The sequence below is a fragment of the Micromonospora vulcania genome (genome assembly GCF_042658605.1).
Taxonomy (GTDB): domain Bacteria; phylum Actinomycetota; class Actinomycetes; order Mycobacteriales; family Micromonosporaceae; genus Micromonospora; species Micromonospora vulcania.
This window is the reverse complement of record NZ_JBHSQS010000010.1, coordinates 159,146-175,139: the sequence shown is the minus strand read 5'-3', so window position 1 is coordinate 175,139 and position 15,994 is coordinate 159,146. Positions and strand designations below refer to the sequence as shown.

Here is a 15,994-nt window from a genome sequence, read left to right as displayed (position 1 = left end):
TCAGCCCAACTCAGCCAACAGCCGCTCCACCTCGTGCCGCTCCGGCGATTCCACCTGCCGGAACAGCGACAACGCCCGAACCAGATGCGCGCGGGCCGCAGCGGGGTCGGTAGCCCGAAGACAGCGGGCGATGCCCTCCAACGCCCGAGCCTGCTCATAGCGGGCACCCAGTCGGGCGGCGTCGGCGAGCACCCGACGATGCAGATCCAACGCACTGGCCACGTCACCCTGATCCAGGATCGCCCGAGCCAGGAAGTTCCGGGAGGCGCACTGGCCAATCCGATCCCCCACCTCGGTCATCTCGGCAAGCGCGCTGCGGTGCCGGGTGGCGGCCGCCTCGGGCCGACCCAGCCTGCGCTCCACCGCCCCCAGCTCGTTGAGCAGCTCACCCACGCCAAAACGGTTCCCGAGGCGCCGCTTCCAACGCAGTGCCACCTCAAGGAGGCGCACGGCGACCTCGCTGTGTCCGAGTCGTACCCGGGCCATCCCGGCGTGCCCGATCGCGTTCACCACGTCCGGCAGTGAGTCGACCTTCCGGGCCAGGACGAGCTGCTGGCGGGACAGCACCAGCGCTTCCGCCGGGCGTCCGGCCATGAGCAGAACCGCCGCCTTGTTGGTGAAGAGCGCAACCGTCCCCCTCTCGTAGCCCGCGGCCCGCAGCAGCACCAGCGCCCGGTCGAAATGGCTCAGCGCGCTGGTGATGTCGCCATTGATCGCGTAAACGGTGGCTGCGTTCTTGTGTGTGCCGGCCCGCCCGATCCGATCCACCGATCGCTCCCGCAGCCGCAGGGCCGTCTCCATCGAGGTGAGGGAATCCTGGTAGCGAGCGAGTCGGTAGTAGCCGGACGCGAGATAGTTGTGCATCGTTGCCACGGCCTCGTCGTCAGCCAGTCGCTCGGCGGCACGCAACCCGACGGTGTGTGCCTCGATCAGCTCGTCGAGGTGTCCGCCGGCATACCAGTAGCTCCAGCAGGCCCGGACCAACTGCCAGCAGTAACGGAGCTCCCCCTCGTCCCCGGCCAGCCGCACCAACGCGACCAGGGTCGCGCGGTTCTGGTCAAGCCAGTCGAGGCCCTGCGACCGGTACACCTGCAAAAGGTCGGGTCGCTCCAGCGGAGGGAGCGGAAGATGGGCGCCACTCACCGACTGGTCCACCAGCTGGGCGAGTTCGGCACCAGCGTGCAGATACAGGTTGAGCAGCCGCTGCAACGCCGCCGGTCGCTCCTCGATGGCGTCCGGCTCAGCCAACTTCTGCCGAGCGAAGTCCCGGACCAGGTCGTGGAAGCGGAACCGGCCCGGTTCGGGCTCGTCGACGAGGTGCGCGTCGATCAGGCCGTCCAGCAGGTCCTGGGCTTCGGGCAGCGGCAGGTCGGTGAGGGCCGCGGCCACCAGGCTGTCGAAGAACACCCCCGGGTACAGGCCCAGCAGCCGGAACATCCGCCCCGCCGCCGGACCGACCTGGGCGTACGACAACGCGAAGGCGTCGCCGACGGAGCGCTCGCCGGCCGACAGCTCGCTGAGCGGCCCGCGACCGCTGGCCAGCCGGTCCGCGAGGTCACGCACCCGCCACCGTGGTCGGTGGGCGAGCCGGGCACCCGCCAGTCGGATCGCGAGCGGCAGGTGGCCGCAGCGCAGGACCACCTCGGCGGCGGCCTCGGGCTCGGCGGACACGCGATCGTCGCCCACCACCCGTCCGAGCAGCTCGACGGCCTCGGCCGCGCTCAGCACCGCGAGGGACGAGGGCCGGCCACCGTCCAACCCGGCGAGCCGGCGCCGGCTGGTGATCAGGGTGAGGCAGCCCCGACCGCTGGGGAGCAGGGGCGCGACCTGCGCGGCGGTTGCGGCGTTGTCGAGTACGACGATCGCCCGTCGGCCGGAGAGTTCGCTGCGCCACCGTGCAGCCCGTTCCTCGGTCTCCGTCGGTATGCGTTCGCCGGGCACGCCGATCTGGTGCAACAGCGCCGACAGGGCGGCGGCGGCGGACAGCGGCTCCCGGTCGCTGTGCCCGTGCAGGTCGATGAAGAGGTGCGCGTCGGGGTAGGCGTCACTCAACGCGGTCGCCACGTGCACGGCGAGGGTCGTCTTGCCGCTACCGGCCATCCCGTCGATCAGATGGATCCGGCTGCCGTCTTCCTCGATCTCCTTGACCAGGCGAGCCACCGTCTCCTGCCGGCCGGTGAAGTCGCCGATCGCCCGGGGCAATGAACGCACCGGATGCACCGCACGAGACTCCCGGCCGGCCAGGGCCAGGTCACCGGCGAGAATCCGCTGGTGCAACGCCTGCAACTCGGCACCCGGCTCGATGCCCAACTCCTCGACGCAGAACCGCCGACCCTCCCGATACACCACCAGCGCATCGGCCTGCCGACCAACCGACGAGAGGGCGAGCATCAACTGGCCACGTAGCCGCTCCCGCAGGGGATACTGATCGACGCTCTCGGCGAGTTGCTCGATCAGCTCAGCCGCACGCCCGAGCCGCAGCTCGACCTCGACGTGCTCCTCCAAGACGCTCAGACGCTGTTCATCGAGCACCTGCGCACGGCGACGAACACTACGACTGGGAATGCCACTCAACGCCGGCCCCCGCCACAGCGCCAGAGCGGAACGGAACCGCTCACCCGCATCGGCCAACCGACCGGCGGAAACGGCCGCCCGTGCCGCCTCCACGTCCCGCGCGAACACCTCGGCGTCCAGATCGGCCGGCGCGGTACGAACGCCGTAGCCCACCGGATCCGTCACGATGATCTCCGGTGCCAACCCGAGCTCGCTGAAACGATGGCGCAGCCGCGACACACACGTCTGCAACTGAGCACGAGCCGTGGTCGGTGGGTGCTCCTCCCACACCGCGTCGACCAACTCCTCGACCGGCACCAACCGGCCGGCCCGCAACAGCAACATGGCGAGCACGATCCGGTCGCGACCAGCGGTGACGGTGGACTCGCCACCACCGACCCGCAGAGGTCCCAGAATCCCGAACCGCATTCGCTCTCCCGCATCATCGGTGCAACTTCAGCAGGGTAGCCCCATGGTCACGGATCGCCTCGATCCGACGATAGTGATCTGAGAGCGGATCGACAGCGGTACACCGGACACTCATTGTGGGTTGTCGGCGACGGCATCCGACGGGGGCGGTGCGCCCGCTCCCACCCCAGCGGGGGCGGGCGCACCGATGTCGATAAATGCACGGACGACGAACCGCGGAAGGGGCGCCGGGCGAACTGCCCGACGCCCCTTCCGTCTCGTCAGCGGTCAGCGACGACCGACGGTGAGCACCGGCTTGGTGACCTCGGCGAAGAAGTCGTTGCCCTTGTCGTCGACCACGATGAAGGCGGGGAAGTCCTCGACCTCGATCTTCCAGACCGCTTCCATACCCAACTCCGGGTACTCCAGGACCTCGACGTGCTTGATGCAGTCCTGGGCGAGGCGGGCTGCGGGACCCCCGATCGAGCCGAGGTAGAAGCCGCCGTGCTGCTGGCAGGAGCGGGTCACCTGCCCCGACCGGTTGCCCTTGGCCAGCATCACCTGCGAACCGCCAGCGGCCTGGAACTTCTCCACGTACGCGTCCATCCGGCCGGCGGTGGTCGGGCCGAACGAGCCGGAGGCGTATCCCTCGGGGGTCTTCGCGGGGCCGGCGTAGTAGACCGCGTGGTCACGAAGGTACTGCGGCATCGGCTCACCGGCGTCCAGCCGCTCGGCGATCTTGGCGTGCGCGATGTCCCGGGCCACCACCAGCGGGCCGGACAGCGACAGCCGGGTCTTCACCGGGTACTTGGACAACTCGGCGCGGATCTCGTCCATCGGCCGGTTGAGGTCGACCCGGACGACCAGCTCCGCGTCGAGCGAGGCGTCGGTGACGTCGGGCAGGAAGCGCGCCGGGTCGGTCTCCAGTCGCTCCAGCCACACACCCGACGGGGTGATCTTGGCGACCGCCTGCCGGTCCGCCGAGCAGGAGACGGCGATCGCCACCGGGCAGGACGCCCCGTGCCGGGGCAGCCGGACCACCCGTACGTCGTGGCAGAAGTACCGGCCGCCGAACTGCGCGCCGATGCCGAAGTTGCGGGTCAGCTCCAGGACCTCGGCCTCCAACTCCAGGTCCCGGAAGCCGTGCGCGCTCATCGAGCCGGCGGTGGGCAGCGCGTCGAGGTACTTGGCGCTGGCGTACTTCGCGGTCTTCAGGGCGTACTCGGCGGAGGTGCCGCCGATGACGATGGCCAGGTGGTACGGCGGGCAGGCGGCGGTGCCGATCAGCCGCAGCTTCTCCTCCAGGAACTGCATCATCCGCGTCGGATTCAGCAGCGCCTTGGTCTCCTGGTAGAGGTAGGACTTGTTGGCCGAGCCGCCGCCCTTGGCCATGAACAGGAACTTGTACGCGTCGGGGTGCCCGTCCGGGTCCTCGGCGTACAGGTCGACCTGGGCCGGCAGGTTACTGCCGGTGTTCCGCTCGTCCCACATGGTCAGCGGGGCAAGCTGCGAATAGCGCAGGTTCAGCTTGGTGTACGCCTGGTAGACGCCCCGGGAAATGGCCTCGGCGTCGGCGCCGTCGGTCAGCACGTGCCGGCCGCGCTTGCCCATCACGATCGCGGTCCCGGTGTCCTGGCACATCGGCAGCACTCCGCCGGCCGCGATGTTCGCGTTGCGCAGCAGGTCGAGTGCGACGAATCGGTCGTTCGGCGAGGCCGCCGGGTCGTCGATGATCGCCCGGAGCTGGGCCAGGTGGGCCGGACGCAGGAAGTGCGCGATGTCGTGCATCGCCTCGGCGGTCAGCGCGGTCAGCGCGGCCGGCTCCACGGTGAGGAAACGGCGGCCCCCCGGGCCGTGTACGACGTCCACGCCCTCGTCGGTGACCAGCCGGTAATCGGTCTGGTCGGGGCCGGTCGGCAGCAGGGGGGCGTACGAGAATGCGGCGGCACTGCTCATGAGCGGCAAGCCTAGGGCAGACCGGTCGATCAGTCCCACCCGCCGGGCTGGTCCTGGGACGCCGCTCTCATCCGGCGGGCCCACCGCGCTCCGCGGTCCTGGTCACTGCCGCTCTCCCCGCCCACGCCGGACCGTGGCGCCTGTTCAGCCGCTGCCGGGCTCGGGGCAGAGTTCGCCCTTGGGTCCGCAGTCGTCGCCGTCCCCGGGCGCGGGGGTGCGGGTGGTGCCACCGCCTGGGCCGGTGTTGCCGGGGTTGCCGCCGTCGCCGGGTGCCGGGGCGGGCGCGTTACCGGTGGCACCGAAGCGGACGTACCCGATCTCCCGCCCCTCGCCGATGATCATGCCCTGCGACCCGACGGCGAGGGCGTTGGCGGAGGTCCGCAGAACCGCGAGCTCCCGGCCGGTCCGCGGGTCCACGGCGACCAACCGGGAGGGTTTCTCGTCGGTCACCACCGCCGCGTACGGAGTGAGCGCGGCGGTCACCTTGCCAGTGGCGGGACGGGTCCACCGGACCCGGTCGGTGCCCAGCTCGCGGGCCACCACCGAGCGCTTGTCGGCGGCCCGGACCAGCGCGTAGCGGTCGTCCACCGCGATCAGCTTGGTGCCCGGGTCGCCGACCCAGAGCAGCCGCCCGTCGTACCCGTCGATGACCGCCTCGCGACCGTCCGGGGCGACCCCGATCAGCACGTTCCGCGCGCCCTGCGGGTCCTCCCGCTGCACGCAGCCGGCGCTGTCGGCGGTCCGCAGGTTGACCCCGGACCGCTGCCATGCCTCCTGCCCCGTCGCCGGGTCCCGGGCGGAGATGGCGAAGTAGCAGGTGCCGTCCTGGGATCGGGCGGTGATCCGCAGCATCCGGCCACCCACCACCGAGAGCCGCTCGTCCCGACCCGGTTCGACGTTCTGCAACACCCGACCGGTCGCGGTGTCGACCACGTGCACCCGGCCGTCGACCGGGAAACCGAGCAGCGGCGGTGCGGGCTCGGGCCCGGCCACCCCGTCGTCGACCCGGGTGGCGGTGAGCCGACGGGTGCCGCGCAGCCCCGGGTTGTCGGCAAGCAGACCGCTGTGCACTCCGGGCAGGAAAGCCGTCCACAGTGGCGTGGTGCCGCGCGGGTCCCAGGCGCTCAGGGTGCAGTCGGTGGCGTCCGTACAGCGGGCGTCGAGCAGCAGGTTGCGGTACGTCCAGACGGCCACCGCATCGTCGTCGCGCCGTCGGGTCGCCCCGGTCGTCGGGTCGAGCAGCTCGTACCCCTTGACCAGAAGCTTGCCCACCGCGACCACCGGGTCCCGGTCGCCGCCCGCGACCGCCGACCAGTCGGCCTTGCGCTCCCACAGCTGGGCGCCGGTGGCCAGGCTGCGGGCCTCGACCCGGGTACGCTGCTCGATCACCACGGCGTCGCCAGCGATGGTCACGCTGCGTGGCGTGCCACCGACCCGCTGCTGCCATACCACATCGGGCTCAGAGATGGGATCGCTGCGGTCGACCCACTCCCACAGCTTCGGGAACGGATTCCACACGCCGGTGGCGGCGAGGGCGATGACCGCAGCGAGGCCAAGCAGTAGCCCGCCGCGTACGCTCCCCTTCGCCACACCGCACACCGTAGCCACGATCACGGATCTTCCGTACGCCCGCACCGCCGTGTCGCCGCGCTTTCTGACGCCGCAGGTGTTAACAGGGGACCCCTCCTCTACCGGAGGCGTTAATAAGGTGCCCTTCCTTACCGCCGGACCGCACTACGCACCAGCGGCAACGTGCGGTAGGGGATCTGTTCGGCGAGCGCGATGATCGTCGAGGCCCGGGTGATGCCGGCGGACGAGACGATCTGGTCGATGACCCGTTGCAGGTCGGTGTTGGAGCGGGCCACGATCCGGCAGAGCAGGTCGCTGGAGCCGGTGATGGTGTGCGCCTCCAGCACCTCGGGGATGGCGGCGAGGTGGGCGGTGACCGGGTCGTGGCCGTGCCGCTGACTGATCTCCAAGGTGACGAAGCTGGTCACCCCGAACCCGATGGCGGCCGGCGAGATGTCCGGGCCGAAGCCACCGATGACGCCACGGTCGACCAGCTTGTCCAGCCGGGCCTGCACGGTTCCGCGGGCCACGCCGAGCCGCCGCGAGCACTCCAGCACCCCGATGCGGGGCTCCTCGGCCAGCAGATCGATCAAGCGCACGTCGAGTTCATCGAGCTGTACAGCTTGCTCACCGTTCATGGGTTCAGACCATACCGAATGCGCAACCTGACCAGCATTTACGCCGACAGTTGCCCACCTCGGGCCCGGACCGCGATCCTCGCCACAAGACCAACCACGGCGGCCCACGAGGCCGGCCGGTACGCGAGGGAGGCCATCATGACCCAGGCGATCGACCGACCCCAGTCGACCGAGGACGTCGACATCGACCGGCTCGTCGGCGCTGTCGACCACGACATCAGCCACGACCCCTTCCCGGTCAAGGGCCTCGACCACGTGCACTTCCTGGTCGGTAACGCCAAGCAGGCCGCGCACTACTACTCCACCGCCTTCGGCATGACCTGCGTGGCGTACCGCGGCCCGGAGCAGGGTTACCGGGACCACGCCCAGTACGTCCTGACCAGCGGCTCGGCCCGGTTCGTGCTGACCGGCGCGGTGCGCCCGGACGCCGACGGCGCGGAGCACGTGGCCCGGCACAGCGACGGGGTCAGCGACATCGCGCTGGAGGTGCCGGACGTCGACAGCGCGTACGCGCACGCCGTCGCGCAGGGCGCCAACGGCGTGGTCGAGCCGCACGACGTGACCGACGAGCACGGCACGGTCCGGCTGGCCGCCATCGCCACGTACGGCGACACCCGGCACACCCTGGTCGACCGCTCCCGCTACACCGGCCCGTTCCTGCCCGGCTTCGTGGCCCGCGGCCCGATCGTGGACCGGCGGCCGATGATCGACGCCGGCATCCAGCCGAAGCGCTTCTTCCAGGCCGTCGACCACGTGGTCGGCAACGTGGAGCTGGGCCGGATGGACGAGTGGGTCGAGTTCTACAAGCGCGTGATGGGCTTCTCCAACATGGCGGAGTTCATCGGCGACGACATCGCCACCGACTACTCGGCGCTGATGAGCAAGGTCGTGGCGAACGGCACCCGTAAGGTGAAGTTCCCGCTCAACGAGCCGGCGATCGCCCGCAAGAAGTCGCAGATCGACGAGTACCTGGAGTTCTACCAGGGCCCGGGCCCCCAGCACATCGCGGTCGCCACCAACGACATCCTGGCCAGCGTCGACGCGATGCGGACCGCCGGCGTCGAGTTCCTGGACACGCCGGACTCGTACTACGAGGACCCGGAGCTGCGCGCCCGGATCGGCAACGTGCGGGTGCCGATCGAGGAGCTGAAGGCCCGCAAGATCCTGGTCGACCGGGACGAGGACGGCTACCTGCTCCAGATCTTCACGAAGCCGGTGCAGGACCGTCCGACCGTCTTCTTCGAACTGATCGAGCGGCACGGCTCGCTCGGCTTCGGCAAGGGCAACTTCAAGGCGCTCTTCCAGGCCATCGAACGGGAGCAGGAAGCCCGCGGCAACCTGTAACACTGTCGAGCGTGACGCAGCCTCCGTCGTACCCGATGCCGCCGGTCGGTGGGCCCTCACCCACCGCCGGCGGCGTCACCCCGCCGCCCGGACACCCCCAGGGGTACGCGGTCCCGCCGCAGTACGCCCCACCCGGGTACGCCCCGCCGCCGTGGTACCCGGGACCGCCTCGACCAATGGCCCCGCCGCCGACGCTGAGCCCGGGCGGCCAGCCGCTGGCCAGCTTCAGCGACCGGCTGCTGGCCTGGCTGATCGACATGGCCCTGGCCAGCGGCGTCGCGCTGGTGCTGTTCCTACCCGCCTTCGCGATCCTCTTTTGGCGCATGGTCACCAAGATGTCCGAGGTCAAGCCGGACGGGACGGTCATGGACCCGGACCCGAGCACCATCTTCCTCAGCTACTTCCTGCCGATCCTGCTGCTCCAGGTCGGCATGTTCGTCCTGCTGCTCGGCCTGTACTGGCTCTACCACGTGGAGTACCTCAAGCGCGACGGCCAGACCCTCGGTAAGAAGGCGATGAAGCTGCGTGTGGTGCCGCTCGACCCGACCCGGACGCTGAACCGGGCGATGGCCGGCCGGCGATGGCTGGTGCAGCACCTGGCCGTTGCCTTCGTCCCCGGGCTCAACTATCTCGACGGGTTCTGGCAGCTCTGGGACAAGCCCTGGCAGCAGTGCCTCCATGACAAGTTCGCCGAGACGGTCGTCGTTAAGGTGTCTGAGTGAGCGAGCGGAGCGAGCGAACCAGCAGGTCCATTAGCGTGGCGTCGCACGCCGTCGCGCAGCGAAGCGGAGCGACGGCGTGAGTGTGCAACCCGGCTGGTACGTCGACCCCGCCGACACCGAGACGCGGCGGTACTGGGACGGCGAGGGCTGGCTCGGCGCGCCCATCCCCGTCGACGCCACCCCACCCGAGGGACCACCCCCGGTCGAGCCGCCGGCCGCTCCACAAGCGCCGGCCACCCCCGTCGCCGTCGCCCCCGGCTGGCCGCAGCACCCCGGGCCGGGCCCACAACCGGGCCACGGCCCATACCCGGGGTACGGCCCACCGCCGGGCCACGGCCCATACCCGGGCCACGGCCCATACCCGGGCCACGGCCCATACCCGGGCCACGGCCCATACCCGGGCAGTGGTCCGCAACCGGGCAGTGGTCCGCAACCGGGGCACGGTCCGCAACCGGGGCACGGCCCGGGTTGGGGGCCGCAGGCCGGCCCGCCGGGTTGGGCGCCACAGGCCGGGCCGCCCGGCTGGGCACCGCCGGGTGTTCCGCCCGGCTGGGCACCGCAGGCCGGCCCGCCCGGCTGGCCCGGACGGCCGCCCGAGCCGCGCCCGCACGGTTTGGCGCTGGCCGGCTTCGGCCGCCGACTGACCGCCCGGCTGATCGACTTCAGCCTCGTCTTCGGGTTGAACGTGCTGGTGAACGGCTGGTTCGTCTGGCGGTTCTTCGAGGAGACCGGGCCCTACTGGCGGGAGGTGGGTCGGCGCTTCGCGGCCGGCGACTCCTCCACCGAGGGGTTGCCGCAGATCAACGAGCAGGTTGGGCTCCTCCAGGTGGTGATCCCGGTGATCGCCACCGCCCTCTGGCTGGCGTACGAGGTGCCCGCCATGGCCGCCGGCGGGCAGACCGTCGGCAAGCGGGTCATGCGGATCAAGGCGGTGCCACTCGTCGAGGACCAGCCGCTCGGTTTCGGCCGGGCGCTGCGCCGGTGGAGCCCTCTCGGCATGCCCACCCTGCTCTGGTACTGCGCTGGCCTCGGCCTGGTGCTGCAACTGGTCGACTCCCTCTCCCCGCTCTTCGACCACCCTCTGCGCCAGGCGCTGCACGACAAGCGGGCGCAGACGGTGGTCGTTGAACTCCCCCGCACCACCGGCGCCATCCCCCCGAACGACCGCACCGAACCCCCGGGAGACACCCCATGACCGACTCCGGACGTCACCAGCCGGCGCTACGGCTGACCCGCGCCGACCTGGACGCACTGCCCAGCTACGTGCCGGGGCGCAGCCCCGCTGACCTGGCCCGCGAGCTGGGGCTGCCCGAGGCGATCAAGCTGGCCAGCAACGAGGTGCCGTACGGGCCGCTGCCCGGTGTGGTGGAGGCGGTCACCGAGGCCGTCCTCGCGTCGCACCGCTACCCGGACATGGGTGTGGTCGCTCTGCGCGACGTGCTGGCCGAGCGGTACGGCGTCGCGGCCGACCGGATCGCCACCGGCTGCGGGTCGGTGGCGCTCGCCGAGCACCTCGTCCGGGCCACCTGCCTGCCCGGCGACGAGTTCCTCTACGCGTGGCGGTCGTTCGAGGCGTACCCGATCATCGCGGCGACCAGCGGCGCGACCAGCGTGCGGGTGCCCAACGACGCCGGGCACGGGCACGACCTGGTGGCGATGGCCGCGGCGGTGACCGACCGGACCCGGATGATCGTGGTCTGCAACCCGAACAACCCCACCGGTACGGCGGTACGCCGGGCCGAGCTGGACCGGTTCCTCGACGCCGTGCCGGACGACGTGCTGGTGGTCATCGACGAGGCGTACCGGGAGTTCGTCACCGACCCGGAGGTGCCGGACGGCCTCGACTACCTGGACCGACCGAACGTCGCGGTGCTGCGCACCCTGTCCAAGGCATGGGGCTTGGCCGGGCTGCGGATCGGCTGGCTGGTCGCCCAGCCCGCGGTGGCCGCGGCGGTCCGCAAGGTCGTGACGCCGTTCTCCACCAGCACGGCCGCCCAGGCCGGTGCGCTCGCCGCACTGAGCCAGGTCGAGGAGATGGAGCGCCGCTGCGCCCTGGTCGTCGCCGAACGGGACCGGGTCACCGAGGCGCTGCGCAAGTTCGTGCCCGAGGTGCCGACCAGCCAGGCGAACTTCGTCTGGCTGCCGCTGGGCGAACGGTCGGTGGCGTTCGGCAAGGCGTGCGAGTCGCGCGGGGTGATCGTCCGACCGTTCCCGGGGGACGGGGTGCGGGTCACCATCGGCACCCCGGCCGAGAACGACGCCTTCCTGGCCGCTGCCGAGGCGGCGCTGAACTGAGGAGTTGGGGCCTCCTCACCCAAATAATGACGTAAATACTGTTTGTCCGCTTCTGTTCGTTACCTGCCGTATCTTCCGAAGTGGCCCGGCTTTCCACGACCCACGCCCGGGCTCCACTTCGAGAAAACGGGGTAACAAGCAGTGCGTACTGTCAAGATCTGTCTGGCCGGGGCGGCCGCAGCGGCGATGGTGGGCTTCCTCGCCGCGCCGGCCGCCGCCGCGCCCACCGACACCACGACCGTCACCTTCGAGGTGCTCGCCGGCACCCTCGACATCGACGCGCCGGCCGCCGCCGACCTGGGCGATGGCGCTCCGGGTAGCACGATCACGGGCGCCCTCGGCCCGGTCACGGTCACCGACTCCCGGGGTGCGGCGGACGCCTCCTGGGCGGCCACGGTGACCTCCACGGTCTTCCAGACCGGCGGCGGCACCGCGGCCGAGACGGTCGAGCCGGAACTGATCGACTACTGGTCAGGTCCCGCCACCGCGACCACCGGCACCGGCACCTTCACCCCGGGGCAGGCCGCCGCCGTCAATGCGGCGCCGCTGTCCAGTGTCACGCCCCTCCCGGCGTTCACCCACACCGGCGGCACCGGCGGTAACACCGCGACCTGGAACCCGACTCTGATCGTCCACGTGCCGCTGGACAGCATCGCGGGCGTCTACACCGGGACGGTGACGCATTCGGTGGCGTAGCCGCCGGGGCCGGTCGACCGTCGCGGTCGCGCTGGCACTGCTCTGCCTCGCCGGTCCGGGTCTGTCGACCCGGGCCGGCGCGGCCGAGCCCGATGCCGACGAGCGCCTCGGAATCCGGCTACTGGAGGCACCGACCAACCGCCGCGACGACCCTCGGGCGTTGCGCTACATCGTCGACCACCTGCCGCCCGGCACGACCATCAAGCGGCAGATCCTGATCGTCAATCGGACCGACGAGCGGCAGCGGCTCGACGTCTATCCGGCCGCGGCGACGCTGGAGAAGGAAAAGTTCGTCTTCGGCGAGGGGCGTACGGCCAACGAGCTGACCTCGTGGATCGGCCTCGACCGCGACACGATCGACCTGGAGCCGGGCGAGGAGGCGAAGGTCAGGGCGACCATCGAGGTGCCGAAGATCGCATCCGCCGGTGAACGGTACGGGGTGATCTGGGCGTCCGCGATCTCCAAGCCGCGGCCCAACGGCAGCATCACCCAGGTGCACCGGGTCGGCATCCGGGTCTACCTGGACATCGGCCCTGGCGGCGAGCCGGTCTCCGATTTCACCATCGGCGATCTGCTGCCGGCGCGGAGCCCGCAGGGCGAACCGTCGGTCGCCATCAAGGTCTCCAACACCGGCGGGCGGGCGTTGGATCTGACCGGAACGGCGACCCTCACCGAGGGGCCGGCCGGAACTCGGGCTGGGCCGTTCGACGTCGTGCAGGGCACCACGTTGGCACCTGGGGTGCCCGGCCAGGTCACCGTCCGATTCCCGGCCGACCTGGCGGACGGGCCCTGGAAGATCGACCTCAAGCTGGAGAGTGGCCTGATCAAGAAGGAGGTGACCCGGCAGATCGAGTTCCCCGAGCCGGGCAAGGTCGGCAAGCCCGGCACGTTCTTCTCCCGAATGACGACCGCCTGGAACGTGGCCGCGTCCGCAGCGGGCCTGCTGGTGATCACCGGCTTGGCCTGGCTGGGCCGGCGGCACTGGAGACGACTGCCAGCCCGACGGTGAGGCCGTCGCTGGTCGGCCGGGTTCACTCCCGTCGCTGGCGGCGGACCACCATCCAGCCGATCAGAATCAGCGCCATGCCCAGCAGCGCCACCGGGCCGGCCGTCGACGATCCCGACCCGGTCACCGGCAACTCGGTCGGCGGTGGCTGCGTCGGGTCGTACGTGGGGCTCGGCGGCGGCTGCGTCGGGTCGTACGTGGGACTCGGCGGCGGCTGCGTCGGCTCGCCGGTGGGACTCGGCGGCGGCTGCGTCGGCTCGCCGGTGGGCGTCGGCGTCGGCGTACCCGGTATCACCTCGAAGGTGACCCCGGTGTCCCCCGACGGCGCCGCCAGAACCGCGGCAACCGCCACCGGGTCGCCCGGGGCGAGCACCGTCGGAACCGCCACCGCGAGGCTCGCCGTGGCGGCGAGTGCACCGCCGACGAGCCAGCCGACCGCTGTCCTACCCATGTGCCGCCCCCTCCAGCCGAAACCTGAACCGTGAAAAACGTACCGTTTTCGGTCAGATGTGGCGGAAGGTTCCCAGGCCAGACCCACGATCAGGTGGCGGCCAGGATCACCGCCTCGGCGGTCAGGTAGTAGCGCTGGTCGTCCCCGTCCGGGTCGACCGGCTCGCGGAGCCGTTCCACCGCGAGGTAACCGTCCATCGCGGTCACCGCTCCGGGCGCCCAGCCGGTGCCGTCCGACCCGACGTTGAGCGAGAAGCGGGAGAGTTGGGCACCGGTCACCGGATCCAGCGTCACCAGGTCGTTCACCTCGGTCAGCAGGTGCACCCGGCCCGGCTGGACGGCGAGCACCCGGGCCGGTCCCAGACCGTCGACCCGCCAGAGCTCCGCGCCCGAGCGGGCCGACCGGCCCACCGCCACGCCGTCGACAACGGCGACCGCCTGCTCGCCGGCCAGCGTGGCACCGACCGGGTCCAGCGCTGGTGCGGCGGTCGGCGTACCGGCGCCCAACAGCCAACCGCGGCCACCCGCGTCGCCCGGCCCGGCGGTCCGCAGAGCGGGGCAGTCCGATCGGCCGGTACGGCAGCCGAGCGGGGTCACCACCAGCCCGTCCGGGCCACCCGGCGGCCGCCACCGTTCGCGCACCGCGCCGGTCGCCGCGTCCCGGAACTCGACCGTGGCCGGCCCGGCACAGGAGTCCACGCCGATCAACTGCCCGGACGAGGTGGTGCCGACGTCGCTGCGGCAGCGACCGGGCAGGTCGACCCGCCACAGCTCCCGGCCACCGGCCAACTCCACCCCGCGCGCCTCGTCGTCCCCGGTCACCACCAGCACCGTCCGGCCGTCCGGAAGATCGGTGCGGTGCAGACCACTCGGGTCCCAGACCGTGGCCGCCCCGGTACGCCGTACGACCGCACCGGTCTCGACCGGCACCGGGCCGTCGGCCCGCCAGAGCACCCGACCGCTCGAAGCGTCGAGCGCGACCAGTCGACCGTCGGACCAGCGACTGACCACCGTGCTGCCGCTGCCGACCACCCCGGTCAGCTCCGCCGGCCAGCGCCGGTACGACCAGTACGGGGTGGTCCGGTGCCGCCCGTCGACCGGCCGGTCGGCGTAGACCTGGCGGTGCGCGGCGTACACCCGCAGCCGGGAGTCCACGATCAGCGGGGCGACCGGCAGCCGTCCGACCACGCCGACGGGCGGCTCGGCCGCGGCCGGGTATCCACCCCGGGCCACCGTGCTCACCTCGGCCGGCGCGAGCACCCGGTGGACGATGACCGCGACCGCCGCCACGGCGAGCAGCGCCGCGACCGCCAGCACGAGCCGTCGTCGGCCCTTCGGGAACCCCATGCCGCACCTCCGCCCGGCACCCTACCCAGCGGAACCTGCGGAACCCCGGTCAGGTCACGTCGGCCACGTGCGAGAGGTCGGCCGATCCGCGGTCAGGCGGCTTCGACCGAGCCGATGGTGCCGGCCGCGACGGCCAGGTCGGCGAGATCGCGCCGGAGCGCCACCTCGACCGCGCGGGCGGCCAGCCCGCCCAGCAGCAGTGCCACCACCCTGCCGTACGGGGCGGTCGGCGCCGCCTCCTGGGTGACGGTGACCGCCGTGCAGCCACGGCCACGACGGCGGACCGGTCGCAGGATCCAGGTGATCCGGTAGTCCGCGCCGGCACCGGAGGAGCAGAGCACCAGCCGGCGTGGGGCAACTGCCTCCACCACCAGGAACTCCTCGGTGAGCGTGCCGCCGCCCGGTTGGGCGCGCTGCTCACGCCACGCGGTGCCCGGCCCGAACGGGCCCGGGGTGAGCAGCTCGACCGGGCCGGCGGTGGTCAGTCGGGCCGCCCGAGCGGGCAGGTCGGTCAGCAGACGCCAGGCATCGCCGGTGTGTGCCTCGATGAACCCGGTAACCGCCACCGTCGACATGCCGCCCTCCCGTGTCGATGACGGTACGCGGGGTGAGGGCCGAACGAGGCCCCCGGGACGGAATTTTCACCGCCCGGAGGCCACGTTGTCCGTTCCGGCGACCGCTCGGCACCGGTCGTCGACCGGGTCCGGCGGCGGTCAGTGCTCGAAGCGACCGGCCCGGATCGCTCCGATGAAGGCTGTCCACCCCGGCGGGCTGACGGCGAGTGTGGGACCGGTCTGGTCCTTGGAGTCGCGTACCGCGACCAGATCGAGGACGGCGACCAGGTTGTCGGCCACCTCCACGCAGAGCCCTTGGTCGTTTGAGCGACTGCTGGTACGCCAGACCGCGCCCGCGAGATCGTGCATCGTCGTTACCTCCTTGTGCGATGGGATGCCCCACCCCCGGACGGCCGGGCTGAGCCTGGCCCGTACCGGGTGGCGGAGCGATTGATC

At 71.6% G+C, this 15,994-nt stretch carries 14 protein-coding genes; 6 read left to right on the top strand and 8 right to left on the bottom strand.

Annotated elements, in window-relative coordinates; all coding sequences use genetic code 11:
* The 4 genes from ACFQGL_RS18690 to ACFQGL_RS18675 form a co-directional block, all read right to left on the bottom strand.
* Positions 1-2,982 (bottom strand): AfsR/SARP family transcriptional regulator, encoded by a 2,982-nt coding sequence (locus ACFQGL_RS18690; RefSeq protein WP_377513451.1) that lies wholly within the window; start codon positions 2,980-2,982, stop codon positions 1-3.
* Positions 2,983-3,249: 267 nt separating this feature from the next.
* Positions 3,250-4,917 carry a fumarate hydratase gene (locus tag ACFQGL_RS18685; RefSeq protein ID WP_377513449.1) on the bottom strand — a complete coding sequence of 556 codons (1,668 nt, stop codon included), beginning with the start codon at positions 4,915-4,917 and terminating at the stop codon, positions 3,250-3,252.
* A 144-nt stretch (positions 4,918-5,061) separates the two neighbouring features.
* Entirely contained in the window at positions 5,062-6,516 is a 1,455-nt protein-coding gene (locus tag ACFQGL_RS18680; protein ID WP_377513549.1) for an outer membrane protein assembly factor BamB family protein, read from the bottom strand.
* Between the two features lie 119 nt (positions 6,517-6,635).
* Entirely contained in the window at positions 6,636-7,124 is a 489-nt protein-coding gene (locus ACFQGL_RS18675; RefSeq protein WP_377513447.1) for an Lrp/AsnC family transcriptional regulator, read from the bottom strand.
* A gap of 138 nt (positions 7,125-7,262) precedes the next feature.
* On the opposite strand from ACFQGL_RS18675, the gene hppD reads away from it, so the two are divergent.
* The 6 genes from hppD to ACFQGL_RS18645 all read left to right on the top strand — a co-directional run bounded on the left by hppD (position 7,263) and on the right by ACFQGL_RS18645 (position 13,190).
* The gene (gene hppD / locus ACFQGL_RS18670) at positions 7,263-8,468 is read left to right on the top strand and encodes a 4-hydroxyphenylpyruvate dioxygenase (RefSeq protein WP_377513445.1); all 1,206 of its coding nucleotides are present in this window, start codon (positions 7,263-7,265) and stop codon (positions 8,466-8,468) included.
* 11 nt (positions 8,469-8,479) lie between these two features.
* Positions 8,480-9,190 (top strand): RDD family protein, encoded by a 711-nt coding sequence (locus ACFQGL_RS18665; RefSeq protein WP_377513443.1) that lies wholly within the window; start codon positions 8,480-8,482, stop codon positions 9,188-9,190.
* A gap of 76 nt (positions 9,191-9,266) precedes the next feature.
* Positions 9,267-10,385, top strand: a complete 1,119-nt coding sequence (locus tag ACFQGL_RS18660) for an RDD family protein (protein WP_377513441.1) — start codon at positions 9,267-9,269, stop codon at positions 10,383-10,385.
* Complete coding sequence (gene hisC, locus ACFQGL_RS18655; RefSeq protein ID WP_377513439.1) at positions 10,382-11,485, top strand: histidinol-phosphate transaminase; 1,104 nt, start codon at positions 10,382-10,384, stop codon at positions 11,483-11,485. Before ACFQGL_RS18660 ends, hisC begins: the two co-directional genes overlap by 4 nt.
* A gap of 141 nt (positions 11,486-11,626) precedes the next feature.
* Positions 11,627-12,181 carry a hypothetical protein gene (locus ACFQGL_RS18650; protein WP_377513437.1) on the top strand — a complete coding sequence of 185 codons (555 nt, stop codon included), beginning with the start codon at positions 11,627-11,629 and terminating at the stop codon, positions 12,179-12,181.
* A gap of 160 nt (positions 12,182-12,341) precedes the next feature.
* Positions 12,342-13,190: a hypothetical protein gene (locus tag ACFQGL_RS18645; protein ID WP_377513435.1), complete on the top strand. Its 849-nt coding sequence runs from the start codon at positions 12,342-12,344 to the stop codon at positions 13,188-13,190.
* Between the two features lie 22 nt (positions 13,191-13,212).
* On the opposite strand, the gene ACFQGL_RS18640 is transcribed toward ACFQGL_RS18645, so the two are convergent.
* The 4 genes from ACFQGL_RS18640 to ACFQGL_RS18625 all read right to left on the bottom strand — a co-directional run bounded on the left by ACFQGL_RS18640 (position 13,213) and on the right by ACFQGL_RS18625 (position 15,907).
* Positions 13,213-13,638, bottom strand: a complete 426-nt coding sequence (locus ACFQGL_RS18640; protein ID WP_377513433.1) for an LPXTG cell wall anchor domain-containing protein — start codon at positions 13,636-13,638, stop codon at positions 13,213-13,215.
* A gap of 89 nt (positions 13,639-13,727) precedes the next feature.
* Positions 13,728-14,984 carry an outer membrane protein assembly factor BamB family protein gene (locus ACFQGL_RS18635; RefSeq protein ID WP_377513431.1) on the bottom strand — a complete coding sequence of 419 codons (1,257 nt, stop codon included), beginning with the start codon at positions 14,982-14,984 and terminating at the stop codon, positions 13,728-13,730.
* 92 nt (positions 14,985-15,076) lie between these two features.
* Positions 15,077-15,559 (bottom strand): SRPBCC family protein, encoded by a 483-nt coding sequence (locus ACFQGL_RS18630; protein WP_377513429.1) that lies wholly within the window; start codon positions 15,557-15,559, stop codon positions 15,077-15,079.
* 138 nt (positions 15,560-15,697) lie between these two features.
* Positions 15,698-15,907 (bottom strand): DUF397 domain-containing protein, encoded by a 210-nt coding sequence (locus ACFQGL_RS18625; protein WP_377513427.1) that lies wholly within the window; start codon positions 15,905-15,907, stop codon positions 15,698-15,700.
* Positions 15,908-15,994 lie beyond the last annotated feature (87 nt).

What these genes read in the sequence shown, in the direction of transcription:
- ACFQGL_RS18635 (WP_377513431.1), bottom strand. Translation starts at nt 14,984, where the DNA reads ATGGGGTTCCCGAAGGGCCGACGACGGCTCGTGCTGGCGGTCGCGGCG.
- hppD (WP_377513445.1), top strand. Translation starts at nt 7,263, where the DNA reads ATGACCCAGGCGATCGACCGACCCCAGTCGACCGAGGACGTCGACATC.
- ACFQGL_RS18625 (WP_377513427.1), bottom strand. Translation starts at nt 15,907, where the DNA reads ATGCACGATCTCGCGGGCGCGGTCTGGCGTACCAGCAGTCGCTCAAAC.
- hisC (WP_377513439.1), top strand. Translation starts at nt 10,382, where the DNA reads ATGACCGACTCCGGACGTCACCAGCCGGCGCTACGGCTGACCCGCGCC.
- ACFQGL_RS18630 (WP_377513429.1), bottom strand. Translation starts at nt 15,559, where the DNA reads ATGTCGACGGTGGCGGTTACCGGGTTCATCGAGGCACACACCGGCGAT.
- ACFQGL_RS18640 (WP_377513433.1), bottom strand. Translation starts at nt 13,638, where the DNA reads ATGGGTAGGACAGCGGTCGGCTGGCTCGTCGGCGGTGCACTCGCCGCC.
- ACFQGL_RS18685 (WP_377513449.1), bottom strand. Translation starts at nt 4,917, where the DNA reads ATGAGCAGTGCCGCCGCATTCTCGTACGCCCCCCTGCTGCCGACCGGC.
- ACFQGL_RS18675 (WP_377513447.1), bottom strand. Translation starts at nt 7,124, where the DNA reads ATGAACGGTGAGCAAGCTGTACAGCTCGATGAACTCGACGTGCGCTTG.
- ACFQGL_RS18690 (WP_377513451.1), bottom strand. Translation starts at nt 2,982, where the DNA reads ATGCGGTTCGGGATTCTGGGACCTCTGCGGGTCGGTGGTGGCGAGTCC.